Origin of the sequence: Burkholderia sp. Bp8963 (assembly GCF_003854275.1) — a bacterium.
GTDB lineage: Bacteria > Pseudomonadota > Gammaproteobacteria > Burkholderiales > Burkholderiaceae > Burkholderia.
Window position 1 is genome coordinate 102,084 of the sequence record NZ_QTQP01000010.1, and the last position, 12,871, is coordinate 114,954.

At 61.9% G+C, this 12,871-nt stretch carries 13 protein-coding genes, 1 tRNA gene and 1 pseudogene; 7 read left to right on the forward strand and 8 right to left on the reverse strand.

Annotated elements, in window-relative coordinates:
- Positions 1-72 precede the first annotated feature (72 nt).
- From DID96_RS11105 to DID96_RS11115, 3 genes are all read left to right on the forward strand, one after another.
- Positions 73-684: a glutathione S-transferase N-terminal domain-containing protein gene (locus tag DID96_RS11105; protein ID WP_006400565.1), complete on the forward strand. Its 612-nt coding sequence runs from the start codon at positions 73-75 to the stop codon at positions 682-684.
- Positions 685-755: 71 nt separating this feature from the next.
- Positions 756-1,277, forward strand: coding sequence for a ClpXP protease specificity-enhancing factor (locus DID96_RS11110; protein WP_124599373.1), 522 nt, complete (start codon positions 756-758; stop codon positions 1,275-1,277).
- Positions 1,278-1,296: 19 nt separating this feature from the next.
- Positions 1,297-1,372, forward strand: a tRNA-Thr gene (locus tag DID96_RS11115).
- A 1,090-nt stretch (positions 1,373-2,462) separates the two neighbouring features.
- On the opposite strand, the gene DID96_RS11120 is transcribed toward DID96_RS11115, so the two are convergent.
- Genes DID96_RS11120 through DID96_RS11130 form a run of 3 tightly spaced genes read right to left on the reverse strand, consistent with a single transcriptional unit; the run spans position 2,463 to position 4,851 of the window.
- On the reverse strand, positions 2,463-3,581 hold the full coding sequence (locus DID96_RS11120) for a DUF3396 domain-containing protein (RefSeq protein ID WP_185732218.1): 1,119 nt from the start codon (positions 3,579-3,581) through the stop codon (positions 2,463-2,465).
- 11 nt (positions 3,582-3,592) lie between these two features.
- Positions 3,593-4,264, reverse strand: a complete 672-nt coding sequence (locus DID96_RS11125; RefSeq protein WP_260463847.1) for a VRR-NUC domain-containing protein — start codon at positions 4,262-4,264, stop codon at positions 3,593-3,595.
- A gap of 56 nt (positions 4,265-4,320) precedes the next feature.
- A complete protein-coding gene (locus DID96_RS11130) occupies positions 4,321-4,851 on the reverse strand; it encodes a PAAR domain-containing protein (protein ID WP_124599376.1) in 531 nt (176 codons plus the stop codon).
- A gap of 210 nt (positions 4,852-5,061) precedes the next feature.
- Here DID96_RS11130 and DID96_RS11135 point away from each other — a divergent pair, with 210 nt between their 5' ends.
- Positions 5,062-5,298 (forward strand): hypothetical protein, encoded by a 237-nt coding sequence (locus DID96_RS11135; RefSeq protein WP_260463848.1) that lies wholly within the window; start codon positions 5,062-5,064, stop codon positions 5,296-5,298.
- 75 nt (positions 5,299-5,373) lie between these two features.
- A pseudogene (locus tag DID96_RS11140) lies at positions 5,374-5,709 on the forward strand (transposase); the annotation flags it as partial.
- A 4-nt stretch (positions 5,710-5,713) separates the two neighbouring features.
- Here DID96_RS11140 and DID96_RS11145 read toward each other — a convergent pair.
- Together DID96_RS11145 and DID96_RS11150 are read right to left on the reverse strand one after the other, a co-directional pair.
- Positions 5,714-6,772, reverse strand: coding sequence for a helix-turn-helix domain-containing protein (locus DID96_RS11145; protein ID WP_124599377.1), 1,059 nt, complete (start codon positions 6,770-6,772; stop codon positions 5,714-5,716).
- Positions 6,773-7,308: 536 nt separating this feature from the next.
- The gene (locus DID96_RS11150) at positions 7,309-8,886 is read right to left on the reverse strand and encodes a cell wall anchor protein (protein ID WP_260463849.1); all 1,578 of its coding nucleotides are present in this window, start codon (positions 8,884-8,886) and stop codon (positions 7,309-7,311) included.
- Between DID96_RS11150 and DID96_RS38835 the strand changes: the two genes are divergently transcribed.
- Positions 8,885-9,433, forward strand: coding sequence for a hypothetical protein (locus DID96_RS38835; protein WP_260463850.1), 549 nt, complete (start codon positions 8,885-8,887; stop codon positions 9,431-9,433). The genes DID96_RS11150 and DID96_RS38835 overlap by 2 nt on opposite strands.
- A gap of 396 nt (positions 9,434-9,829) precedes the next feature.
- On the opposite strand, the gene DID96_RS11155 is transcribed toward DID96_RS38835, so the two are convergent.
- The 3 genes from DID96_RS11155 to DID96_RS11165 are packed head-to-tail and all read right to left on the reverse strand — an operon-like array spanning position 9,830 to position 11,934.
- Positions 9,830-10,141, reverse strand: a complete 312-nt coding sequence (locus DID96_RS11155; RefSeq protein WP_124599378.1) for a hypothetical protein — start codon at positions 10,139-10,141, stop codon at positions 9,830-9,832.
- A gap of 7 nt (positions 10,142-10,148) precedes the next feature.
- Positions 10,149-10,877 (reverse strand): LytTR family DNA-binding domain-containing protein, encoded by a 729-nt coding sequence (locus DID96_RS11160; RefSeq protein WP_124599379.1) that lies wholly within the window; start codon positions 10,875-10,877, stop codon positions 10,149-10,151.
- 1 nt (position 10,878) lies between these two features.
- The gene (locus tag DID96_RS11165; protein WP_260463851.1) at positions 10,879-11,934 is read right to left on the reverse strand and encodes a sensor histidine kinase; all 1,056 of its coding nucleotides are present in this window, start codon (positions 11,932-11,934) and stop codon (positions 10,879-10,881) included.
- 360 nt (positions 11,935-12,294) lie between these two features.
- On the opposite strand from DID96_RS11165, the gene DID96_RS11170 reads away from it, so the two are divergent.
- On the forward strand, positions 12,295-12,846 hold the full coding sequence (locus DID96_RS11170; RefSeq protein WP_124599381.1) for a DUF6622 family protein: 552 nt from the start codon (positions 12,295-12,297) through the stop codon (positions 12,844-12,846).
- Positions 12,847-12,871 lie beyond the last annotated feature (25 nt).

Below are 12,871 nucleotides of genomic sequence, written 5' to 3' on the forward strand. Positions count from 1 at the left end.
CCGGCGCAACGGGGAACCCGCAGGCGGGTTTCGCCGCGCGCCGGCCCTCGGCTTTTTTGAGGAAATGCAAATATGATGGTTCTGTATTCCGGCACGACTTGCCCGTTTTCCCAGCGTTGCCGGCTGGTGCTGTTCGAGAAGGGCATGGACTTCGAGATCCGCGACGTCGACCTGTTCAACAAGCCGGAAGACATCTCGGTGATGAACCCGTATGGCCAGGTGCCGATCCTCGTCGAGCGCGACCTGATCCTGTACGAATCGAACATCATCAACGAGTACATCGACGAGCGCTTCCCGCACCCGCAGCTGATGCCGGCGGATCCGGTGCAGCGCGCGCGTGCGCGCCTGTTCCTGCTCAACTTCGAGAAGGAGCTGTTCGTCCACGTCAGCACGCTCGAGAACGAGAAGGGCAAGGCGGCCGAGAAAAACCACGAGAAGGCACGTCTCGCGATCCGCGATCGCCTGACGCAGCTCGCGCCGATCTTCGTGAAGAACAAGTACATGCTCGGCGAAGAGTTTTCGATGCTCGACGTCGCGATCGCGCCGCTGCTGTGGCGTCTGGATCACTACGGGATCGAGCTGTCGAAGAATGCGGCGCCGCTGATGAAGTATGCGGAACGGATCTTCAGCCGTCCGGCCTATATCGAAGCACTGACGCCGTCCGAAAAGGTCATGCGTCGTTGATGATGCAATGAAGGCATGACGGAGCGGGGCGCGCGCAGCGTCGCGCGACCTGCTCCGGTTCGAGGATTGTGATGCAAGAGATTTCAACGAAGCCTTATCTGCTGCGCGCGTTGTACGAGTGGTGCACCGATAACGGTTACACGCCGCACATCGCGGTGAGGGTCGACAGTTCGACGCGTGTGCCGCGTCAGTTCGTGCGTGACGGCGAGATCGTGCTCAACATCAGCTTCGAGGCGACGAGCCAGTTGCAGATGGGCAACGAGTGGATCGAGTTCACCGCGCGGTTCTCCGGCAAGGCGCACAAGCTCGAGATTCCGGTCGCCAACGTGCTCGCGATCTACGCGCGCGAGAACGGCCAGGGCATGGCGTTCCAGGTCGATGCGGTTGCGGGCGAGGGCGAGGATTCGGGCGCGTTCGATGAGGACGCCCGCGCGGACGAGCCGCAAGGCGACGATCACGGCGCAGCGGCGGGGCTCACGGCCGTGACCGACAGCGGCGCGAACGAGGAACCGTCGGAAGGCGCGGACGAACCGCCGAAATCGGACGGCGATGGAGCGAAGGGCAGCAGACCTCGCCTCAAGATCGTGAAATGAGGTAGAATCTCGGGCTTACGCCGGCTTAGCTCATCTGGTAGAGCAGTTGATTTGTAATCATCAGGTGGCGGGTTCGAGTCCTGCAGCCGGCACCATATCAAGCAAGGGGTTACGAGAGTATTCTTGTAACCCCTTGTTCATTTCTAACGCCGTGTAGGCGTCATGTAGGCATTTCATGCCATCTTGGCCGCGCTACGCGGCTGCCGTCAGAGCGGGCGCCGACCGGGACTTTTCTCAATTGAGATGGTCAAGCTGCTTCACTTGGCCAGCCGATAGCCGCCCTCTGATGTCTGTGTCCCGATAGGCGTCGGACGATTACGCCGCTCCTCACCCCGCCGATAGTACCTACGTTAGTTCGGTTCCCATCGCGTCCCCTTGCCGGTCTGGTAGTCCTTATGGCGTTTGAGCTGCGCTTTGACCAATGCACACAGCAGCTCAAGTCTGGTCACGGCGGTCACACGCCATCACGCGGTTTTCTCCCGGTGGTGGGACACAAATACCCCACCACCCGACTTTTGCGCCCCACTGGCACCCCACCTGATTCTGTCGGTGCTGACAGCGACGCCACGTAAGGCGAAATGCTCAGACGCACAAAGGCAATTTCAGCAAACTATTAACGCCCCCTGCGCCGCAATTGTTGCTCCAAGCCCGTGGAGCCTTGGTCTAAGCCGGTGACGGGGCAAGCCCCGCCACCGGCTTAGACCGGGATAAATCGCGCCCGGGCCGGCCTACGTCCGCCCCGACCGCTCAACCCGGCCCTTGTGAGGGCCACCGGCTGACCAGTTCAATGACCACCAGCGCCGAAAAAGTCTACAGAAAGGAGCGCGCAAAGGGCGGACGCCCTTGCGACTCGAAATCCGGCCCGTGGCGGCGATTCCGGCGATACGGCAAGGCACATCCCTACCTCCGCGCCTTCAGCGGCTCAGAGAGCCAACTTCTCGAGTAATCACTGCAACGCTCGACTGAGGGTTTTTTATCTCATTTAGGCAGGTCGCGTAGCGACGCATCAGGCCCGTAGGGCTCGATCGCGGGGAGCCGGTGGACGGGTGCGGAATCCCGGCCAGCAGGGCCGGGACTGTCCACGCCCTTGCGGTGTGGACAGCGCAGCCGTCCACGGGCGGGAGCGGGTGGACCTCGTACCAAAGGAGCGCCAGCGATCTAGCTGACGGCTGATGCTAGTCGCGGCTACAACCCGGCCGCCGGGAATTTAGGCGTCTTGTGCAGTTCGACCCAATATTCGTTGATACGGTCCGGTTCGACATCAAGCCGACGAAGCCAAGCCTCGGTCGCAACCTGCGTGTTCAACAGGGGAGCGGTGCTAGTCGCCGTCCCGGTCTGTAACGTGCCGAGCGCATCAGCAATGATCGGGCGTAGAGCATTGTTCAGCAGCACGTACGCGGGCGGAGGCTCAGGAGGATGGCCTGGCTCGCCGGCAATGCCCGTCTGCGGCGCAACGCCAGCCTGAATGATCAAGCCGCCGTCGTCGTAGGTCTGCTTGCGGAACCAGTCCGGCGGCAGGCCCAGTTTGTCTCGCCCCCCCAATTCCCGCACGAGGTCAGCATTGATTGCCGTCAACCAGTCCACCGTCTTGATGCGATCGGTGAGCCGGCGGAGGTTCCGACGCATCGGGTCGCCGACGTCCAGACCGGGGCCGAATTTTCGCGCCCAAAAATATTCCGACGCCTCATTCGGGCCACGCTGCAACAGCGACAGGTTCGTGGCATACCCCGCGTGCCCGTGCACCGCGTCGAGCTCATCGACCGCTTGCGCGAAGTGCGCTTGGAACACGTCCGGACAGAGCGTCAGAAAGGCTTGCGGGACAGAGAACGTCGCAACGTCGATGCCTCGGTTCATCGAGGCCTGCCAGTCCTCAAGACAGAAGGTCGAAAATTCCATCGTGCCGGCCTCTTGTTTGTCCTCTGCGTTAGAGAGGGCCAGTACGAACGGAGCATCGGCCGGGATGCTCGTCGCCAAGGAGGCGAGCGAAGGCCCCTTTTCAAACTCGACCGGCTGCTTGCCGTCCTGGTACAGCCAGCGGAGCGGAGAGCCTTTGGACGGGTCGCGGCCGGCGGCCTTTTCAGCCGCGCGCTGATACGTTTGCAGCGCATCGTTGTATCGCTGGAAGCAGGCAATCAGCGCCTTGCGTTTGGCCGGCGTGTGGCCGCCCTTGAAGTAGATAACAGCACGCACGGCAAGGGCCGCGCCTACGATCGCTCGCTGGTGCTTCGGCTCAAATGCGCCGAACGGAAGCGTTCCCGCTCGGTTCGGGTCGTTGGCCCACGCGATCAGTTCGTCCTTCGTCATTGGCATGATGCTTACAAGGGAAACGGAGTCGGCGGCAGCGCCGGGGGAATGAACGGTGGAAACGGACTGCCCGAGCGCGCATTGGAGCCTCCGCCGAGGATGCTCTCAAGGTCCGTTTGAGTCTGCTTTGCGGTCGATCGCTGAGATTGCTCATCGGCGTCACCGCAACCACAATCATCTGGCGTGATGCCGGCGTATTTCGATTCGTCGCCGGCGATGTCCATGTACGCGGCTTCCTGTGTCTTCGAAAACTCGTCGGGCGGGAACTTCATCTCCACCACCGTCCTGATGTTCGACTGTACAGGAGGTTTGGACGGATCGTTCACGATCACGACGTCGGGCCGGCGGAACCAGGTTTTGTCCTCTTGCTTGTACGCATCCATACCGCCCGGCCAGTATTTCTGAATCCACGCCGGAAGCCACGGATGCGGGGTCGACGGGTCCGACGCGCGCATGATCGGCGTCGGGGGCTCGTTCCGCATGTCGTACGAGACTTCCGGCAGGTACGGTGTCGTTTCGCCGGTCAGTACCTTCGAGGCGACGTTCTTAGCGCGCAGTCGCTGCGCGACGCACGATTGGCGGAGGATCTTCGCGTCACGACTGTAGACGCCTATGGATTTGCAGCGACACAGAGCGTCGCAGAGCACCGCGCGGTCTTCCGGGGATAGGTTGCTCTTGGTCATCCCGACCTGCGTGGTTTTCCCCTGGCCAGCCCCCATGTTGCCAGATGCCGAATTCGTCATTGGTCGCTCGCCGGGACATGTTCGAAGGTCAGCGACGACGCTTGGTGGCTGCTCAGCCAGTCGGTATAGCCGCTCTCGTCCGTTGTGCCTCGGATCGTTTGGCCGTCGGCAGACGTAACGGTGTATGGGTGATTCGCGAGGGGTTCACGCGACTGGTCGTCGACAAGTTGGAAGCGCCCGCGATATGCGCCGTCGTCTTGCGCGATCGTCTGCGAGACAACGCTTTTCCCCGCGCCGACCGGCCCGCCTGCGCCAGACGTCGACTGAACCGTCGCCATACCTTGTGACGCGATCAGCGTCGCGCCACAGGCTGTCTTGTCGCCTTCTGTCGCTACGGCTCGGCCACCGAATGTCATGCTGCGCACTCGGACGCCGACAATAGGATAGACGCCGCCACACTTCGGACACGACACCATGTCGCCCTCGAGCGCGAGCGGCTTACCGAAAACGATATTGGTCGACGTGCAGGCGAGCACTCGACCACCATGGCTGGTCGTGTCGCCTTCGCGAATGAATGCAGAACTCATGCAGAATCCTCACAGGAAATCTGTGGCGAATGTAGCACATCCGCTTTTTCTTGTTCCTACCCATGCTTCTATTGGCGACGTTTCATTTCTAGCGTATTGCTTCGCGCGGAATCTCTTATAATTAGCCTTGATTCTGGAATGCCAAAAATTCCCGAAAAGTCTTATCCAGCAAGGCTTTGACTTGCTGCTGAATCAATTGCCGGAGAGGACATGAGCATGGTCGTAATCAAAGACCGTGCGGCGCTCATGCAGCGCCTCATGGATGCGGTCATTCAGGGCTATCACAGCTATACATTCGGCACCGTCAAAACAGAGCGTGTACACGCTCTCTGCGAAAAATTCTCCGAACGCTATCTGGTTGCGCTCAATCGCAACCAGCTTGCCTATCGGCGCGCTAAAGGCCTTGGGAATGCCCGGCTAATACTCGCTGATCTAGCAGTTTGCTGAAGTACCTCGCGCCTCGTCATCGCGCGGGACAGCTGACGCGTTGATACGAGAGCCAATCCTGTAGCCCTGGAGGTCATGCGCGGCGCCGACACATTCACCGAAAGCCTGTTCACGGTTCGCAAGCTGGACGATTTCGTTTCGGCTACGCATCCGCTGCGTGCGATCCGCCAGATGGCGAACGAGGCGCTAGCGAAGCTGGATCGGTTGTTCGCGCAGATGTACGAGGTTGACGCGAAGGGTGGGCGGCCGAGTATCGCGCCGGAGAAGTTGCTCCGGGCCATGCTGATCCAAGTGCTCTATAGCGTTCGCTCGGAGCGCCAACTCATGGAGCAGGTGCAATACAACCTGCTGTTTCATTGGTTCATTGGTCTGTCGATGGACGATGCGGTATTCGTATCTGAAACATATACCTTGGTCATCCAGCCTCCAGCGCTACGGGGGCTTTAGTCTCCAGGGCTGATACCGGCTGCTGCAGGAACCCGGCGGCGCGCGAGTGACTGAATAATCCTTCCGCCAAACCCCAATAAACGAGCGACGCAAAGCGTAGTGGCTTCTCGGGCTCCATTGGTTCGGGCTCGGCAGTTTTCCATCCCAGCTTCCCAATCTGGATGTTCAACGACTTGTACAGCGAGTCGCTAACCAGTTCCAGATCCTTGAGGCGTCGCAGGGCTACCTGCATGGAGACGCCATACCCGCGTTTCGCGAGCAACAGTTCCTGAAGGAGCACGCGATGACGCGGGTTGCGCCCGAAGTCAGCCTTGACCCTCTCCTTGGGGTACAGCAATGCACCCGAGAAGCGGTGACAGCACGCTTCCTTCTCCTTCTCAGGCATGTGCTCCGGAAGTGCCATGACCCAATGACCGAGTTCATGAGCAGCCGTAAATCGTTGGCGCTCGCCTGGGCGCTGCCGGTTCAATGCAATCAAGACGTGCTTCTTGTCTCGAGTCGCAACGCAAGCACCGTCGAACTTATCTATACCTTCCAGCAGCGCAACCTTGATGCCATGCTCTTCCAGCAACTCAGTAAAGTTGGCGATGGCATCACTGCCCAAACGCCATTCCTCGCGAATTCGCTCTGCGGCCAACTCCGCTTCCTCGCGGTTGGCAACCGGCAGGGATTCGGTAGGCAAAGGCTCTATGGAAACGTTCGCCGCGTCGAAGCATCGTTCGAGCGCGAGATACCGTTCCAGATGATCGCGAGCCTGCTCGATGACGGCCTTTTGGTCGCGCACCGGCATGTCTGAAAGCTTGCGGAACTCAACAGGAGCCAAGTCGATCGCATCGGCTCGGAAGAAATATTCCGGCTTCACGTCTAGCGCGCGGGCGAGTTGAAGTACCCGGGTTGAGTTCGGCACAACCTCGCCCTTCTCGAACTTGTTCAAGGCCTGCTTGGTGATGTCGCCCATGCGTTGCGCGAGCGCCTCGAGGCTGAGGCCACGGAGTAACCTGGCGCGTTGGATGCGGTCACTGATCATGATGATTCTCCTTGGTTGACAAGTTATGTTTTGTATTGGAGTTTGTCAGCCAAGACATAATGGGGGCGGAGCCGATTCCTCTGGTCGATGTTGGCAATGGATGGCGCTACTCGAACAGATATGAACGGACAGTCGCCAAGGCGTCGGACAGCATGGCAATCAGTGCGGCTAGATCAAAGAATTAGACGCCGATTCAACCATCGGGATGCGCTCATATTAGTTCGTTTTACTTATTGAGATGCCTGATTGGCCGAACGGCATATCTGCCGCGCTGGAAAACGGTCAATGCATCCGTGCGTTCAGCCTGTCAGTCATCAAAGATCGTGGACGAATGATGCTTCCGAGATGTGCGCTCGGGTTAGATGTGTGCAACTGAACTGCGCGTCACGTGTCTCCCGGCATTCGCGCGATTGACCACTATGGCCGTCCAAATCGAAAAGAAGGGGCGCCGCGATCCCTCGCGGCGCCCCTCCTCAGACATCTTCAGATCGAGCCACGACCCCGACGCATTCGGGGTTCACAACCCGGCCCCGAGCTCAGTTGTTGTACTGCCACGTGTTGATGTAGTAATCGCCACCTGCCTGCCAGCCAAGCTGGACCTGCACGGCCGATTCCGCGTTGACGTTGTTTCCGGTCGACGTCAGCTGATCGACAAAACCGCTGATGGTGCTCGAGTATGTTGCCCCGTTGACCTTCGGCGTGGCCCAGGTCATCACGTCATAGGGCTGCGCCTGATACATCTCGACGCCGTTCGTGTACTGCGCGGCGCTCTGCGAATTGATCGCGACCCACGGATTCGGATACACGAGACCCGCTGCCGGCACCGTCCAGTCGAAGTTGGCCGTCGGCATCGTCATGGACGACGCGGTCGACGTACCCGAGCCGCCAGCCGTCAGCAGGTTCGCGATCACGTCGCTGCCCAGCGTCTGCCACGGAACGGTCGTCCCGGTCGCGGCGTTCATGTTCGACGCGATGTTGAGCACCTTCTGCGGCGTACCGATCTGCTGGCCGGCGGCATCGAACAGCGTGATCGTGTACACACCATGCTGCCGGATCGTCGATACGTTGATGGGTGCCGGCGAGTAGTCCGGCGTGGTCGGCTTGAACGAGCTGGCGGCGCCCGACAGCGACGCCCACGACCACTTGTACTGCGTGCTCATGCCGACGTCCGGCCACGACGGCATGCTGGTCGGAGCCTGGGCAGGCGGCGCGGTGACGGCTTTGAGCGGGAACGTCAGATAAGGTCCGATGCCGGCGTTCGGACTGAGCATGTAGATTCCGCTTGCCGGCAGGCCGGGGCCGGTCACCAGCGCCGATCCGACGTACTGGTTCGCACCGTTGACCGTCACGTTCACCGGAATCTGGATGTTCAGGCCGGATTCGAAACGGCCATTGCCGGCGTCCGCCGCATTCGTGAACTGCACGCGACCGACGAACGACGCCATGTAGAGATCGTATTGCGCCTGATTGCCGATGATGTCCCAGCTTCCGTTCGGCAGTTGCTGCACGATGTCGCTTGCAAAGTTCGGCGTGCCGTCCGCCTCCGTGATGAGGAAGTACACGAGTGCGGCCGGATTCTTGATCGCAGGCAGCGTGCCCGCCGGCAGGAAAGCGACGGTCTTCACGCCCTGGAGCGTCGTCCCCTTCCTGAACAGCGAATGGCGCGTGCCGAAGCTTGCGTAGCCGTCGTTCAGGTAGCTCGCATCGATGGCCGACGCACACGCCTGACTGGTCGCGCCGGGCGAAGCCTGCATCGCGCTCATGCACTGACCGAGCTGCGAGACGAGTGTTGCCAGATAGTTCGCGGGCTGCGACGGGGCGCGCAGCGGCGCTGCGATAGTCGTGCCCTGATTCAGCGCAATCGCCGTGTCCGGATCGGCCAGGCTCGTGATCTGCAGGCCGGTGCCTTTGGTTGCCGGCCCGACGGCGACCGAGTCGATTACGGCGTCGGCGCCGCTCTGGTTCGGCGTGAAGATGCCCCCGACCGGATCGAACGACGCGGCGGACAGTCCGTTCGCGGCGAGGATCGGTGCGAGCGCCGAGTCGAGCGTGGCCACCGCCGTCGACACGGATGACGACGTGACGGCAGCCAGACCGCCCGATTGCGTCAGCATGAGCGGGTTGCCGCCCGACGTGAGAAGCGCCGCGACTGCGGTGGTCAACGGCGTGACGTTGGCCGTTACCGGCGCACCATTGCTGGTTGCCGTGCTGGCAACGATCGAATACAGGGTTCCGGACGCGCCCGACGGATCGGTCGCGGTAATCACGAACGGTGCGGTGAGGCCGCTGATCGACACACTATACGTGCCGTTGCTGCCGGAAGTCGCCGTGGCCGTTTTGCCCGTGGCGTCCATGATCGTGATCGGTGCGCCCACGAGCGCGTTGCCGATCGCGACCGTGCCGCTCATCGAGCTTGCGGCCGTGGTGCCCGAGTTGCCGGACGAGCTGGACGAGCCGGAGCTTGAGCCGTCACTGCCTCCGCCGCCGCAGGCTGCGAGCACAGCGGTAGCGGCAATGCACAGCGTAAGCCGTGCGATCCCCGAGGAGTCTTTCTTCTTCATGTTGTTGTTCCAGTTGAAGTGGCGGGTTTCGACGGAAACCCGAATGAGCATCTGTCACGCCGCTTCTGGCATCTGGTTCTCAGTGACTTGTGGTGCTTGATCGACAGATACGTGCGCACTACGGCTGGCGTGCCATATACCCACTCGCCGCAATATCGACTCCGCAATGTATTGCCGAATATTAAATAACTCAATAAATAATTTCTTACTGATTCGAAATTAAATCGTCGGAATTTTGCAAGGTGACGCGTTATGCAATGTGCAAGATGAAAGGCTGCGAAGCGTTTCGTTTTCCGCCAGTGATGTATGGTGGTTGTCGAGGGGGTAATAAATCGCCGTCAATTTTCTGCGTCACGATGAGCCGCTCGCACGCACGCAACACGGGCCCGTCGGTGACCTGTCGGGATGCCGGCGACCAGGCGGGATAGTCGAATTCCTCGAAGTAGTTGACGGTCCGTGACGCGAAAGCGCACGCACGCCATCGAGTGATGTAGCGTCACTCAAGACCCCGGTTATTTAGATTCAGGCCTCTAAAATAAGCCGTTGCATCAACTCTGGTTCTGATCCCCAAATCTGGCTGGAAACGAAAATTGAAATGCGTGTGTAATTGTTTGATGTGTGGTGTGTGTTTTCGAGTGGCCTTATACGCGATGGCCGGATGCGCACCAAACAGCAATTCGATGGGCCGCCAGGAGAATTTCAAATCGAGATGACGAAATGGCGATTGGCCGCTGCGCTTCGATCTTTGGCCGGTCTCGTTGCCGGAGCCTTTCGCGTGCATGCCGCAAGATGTGCGATCCTCGCCCACGCCCACCTCACATCTGCCTGAACAACCCCGCATAAGCGCGGCTGACCGGCAGCACGCTCCCCAGCCCGCGCACGTGAATGCGAAGCCTGCCGAGCAGATCGCGTTCGACGCGATCGATCGCCGTGTACGCGACGATCACGCCGCGATGCACCTGCGCAAAGCACGCAGGATCGAGCCGCTGCAGCAGTTCTTTCAACGGCGTGCGAATCACGTGCCGTTCGCTTGCCGTCACGACTTCCGTGTACTTGTCGAGCGCCTGGAAATACAGCACATCGTCGATCGGCACGAGCCGTGTCGCATCTTTCACGCCCACCGTCAGCCAGCGAATCGGCGCAGATTCCGCAGACGGGCGATGCGCGGGCACATCGCCCCGCGCCGCCGCCGGCCCGCCGCGCTGCAGCTTCGCGATGCAGCGCAGCAGCCGTTCATCCGTCACGGGCTTCAGCAGGTAGTCGACGGCCGCGCGATCGAACGCATCGACCGCATACTCGTCGTACGCCGTGACGAACACGACATGCACGCCGGGTACCAGCGAAGCGAGCTTCAACCCGTCGATGCCCGGCATCCGGATGTCGAGGAACGCGATGTCCGGACGCGATGCGTTGAGCGCGGCCAGCGCGTCGACGCCATTGCGCGGCATCGCGACGATCTCCAGTTCGGGCCACAGCTGGCCCAGCCGTTCGGCGAGTTGCGCGGACAGGTTCGGTTCGTCGTCGGCGATGAGGGCGGTCGGCATCTCAGTCGATTGGAATCAGCAAGGTGGCGGCGACGCCATGCGCGGCTTCGGCGTTCGTTGCGACGGTCACGCTGCCGCGCTCGCCGTGGAGGGTCCTGATGCGTGCGGCGACGTTCGCGAGCCCGACGCCGCCACGCAGGCCGGCGTCATCGTCGCCGAGACCGACGCCCGTGTCGAGCACGCTCAATTCGAGCATGTCGTTGCGGCGCCGGCCGCGAATGTGGATCGTGCCGCCGTCGATCGACGGCTCGATCCCGTGCAGCAGCGCATTTTCGACGAGCGGCTGCAGCAGTAGCGGCGAGAACGGCAGCGCCTGCAATTGCGAAGGCACGTCGATCGAATACGCGAGCCGCTCGCCGAGCCGGATCGATGCGATCTTCAGTAGCGCGTCGACGAGTTCGAGCTCTTCGCCGAGCGTCGACGTCGCTTTCCGCGTGCGGCCGAGGCTCGCGCGCAGATAGCGGTTCAGGCTGTCGAGCATCGTCGACGCGCGGGCCGGATCGCGTTCGATCAGGCTCTGCACGTTCGCCAGCGTGTTGAACAGGAAATGCGGTTCGATCTGTGCCTGCAGCAGCGCGAGCCGTGCCGCGGTTTCCGCCTGGCGGGCCTCGGCGGCCTCGCGGCGCTCGGTTTCGAGCGTCGCGCGCATCCGCGCGGCCTGCGTGTACAGCGACACGCACGCGAACGTGATGCCCGCGACGAGGAACGACAGCCCGTAGCTCTGCCATGCACCGGCGCTGGCCGGCGCGAACACGTGCGGAATGTTGCCGCCAAGCGTCGATGCGGCGATTTCGAAACCGATGACCACGCTCAGCGGCGCGAGCACGAATACCTTCAGGGCAAGTCCGTATTTGCGCCGCGTCAGGTGGTCGAGGCCGACACCGAGCAGCAGCGCGCAGAAGCCGATCGCATTCGCGACGAACAGGTACGGAAGCAAGGCGTCGCGGCTGTGGCCGATCCAGAAACCGACCCCGACGATGCTGTTGAAGCATGCGAGCCCGAGCAGCGCGCGGATGTCGTGCAGCCGCGGCGGCGTGCCGCGACCGGATTCCCGCATGCGGAAAGAGAACAAAGACCTGTGTTGCATGGTGTCGAATGAGCGTGGACGCGCACGGCGCGCATGTCTCAACCCTAGCTTCGGACGGTGCGGACCGGTGCTCGATGCGACGGACGGCACCGTAGGCCGACGAGTGGCGCGATCGGCCGATGGCCGGCCGCGTTCGCTAACGAGTGTAGTGGAACGCCGGGACGCTGCCTACGCGGCGCATGGAGCGCGGCACAATCGTGCGCCAGCGCATCCGTCGGCCCGTGCCGCAATTCGTCCGCGAAAACCGTCACCCCGTCGCAAGCGACGCCGCGCACGATTCTCCGGCGGTACCGTGGCGCCGTCTTCAACCCGGCCAATGCGCTTCCGACCATGAACCCGATCCTTCACCTCAAGAGCTACGTCTACGTACTGTTTTGCGCGCTGCTTTACATCGGCATCAAGCGCTGCTTTCCGCGCGAAGTACCGGCCGCGCGCCAGTTGCTGACGCCGGTCGCGCTGGTCGCATTCGCGCTGCTGGGCCTGTCCAGCCTGAACCGGCTGTTTCCGCACGCCGGCAGCGACGCCAACGCGATCGCGCTGGCGTCGCTCGTGGTCGGCGCGACGCTGGGCTGGCTTCATGCGCGCCGCTGGCGGCTGCACTTTCGCGACGGAGTGTCGGGGCTGCGCGTGCGACTGCCCGGTGACGCGAGCCTGCTGGTCACGCTGATGCTGACGTTCGCCGCCGAAAGCTGCATGCACTACGCGGTCGACTCGGGGCAGCCGTGGGCGCAGGCGAGCGGTTTCGTCGCGCTGTCGTTTGCGGTTTGGGGCGTGCTGGTCGGCATGCCGCTCGGGCGCGCGCTCAACGTGGTCGTGCGTTGCCTGCGGCATGCGAACGGATCGCTGCACGACAGCGCGCGTTACACGGCCGATCCGCGCTGACGCTTTCAGACGACGGGAGCGGGGC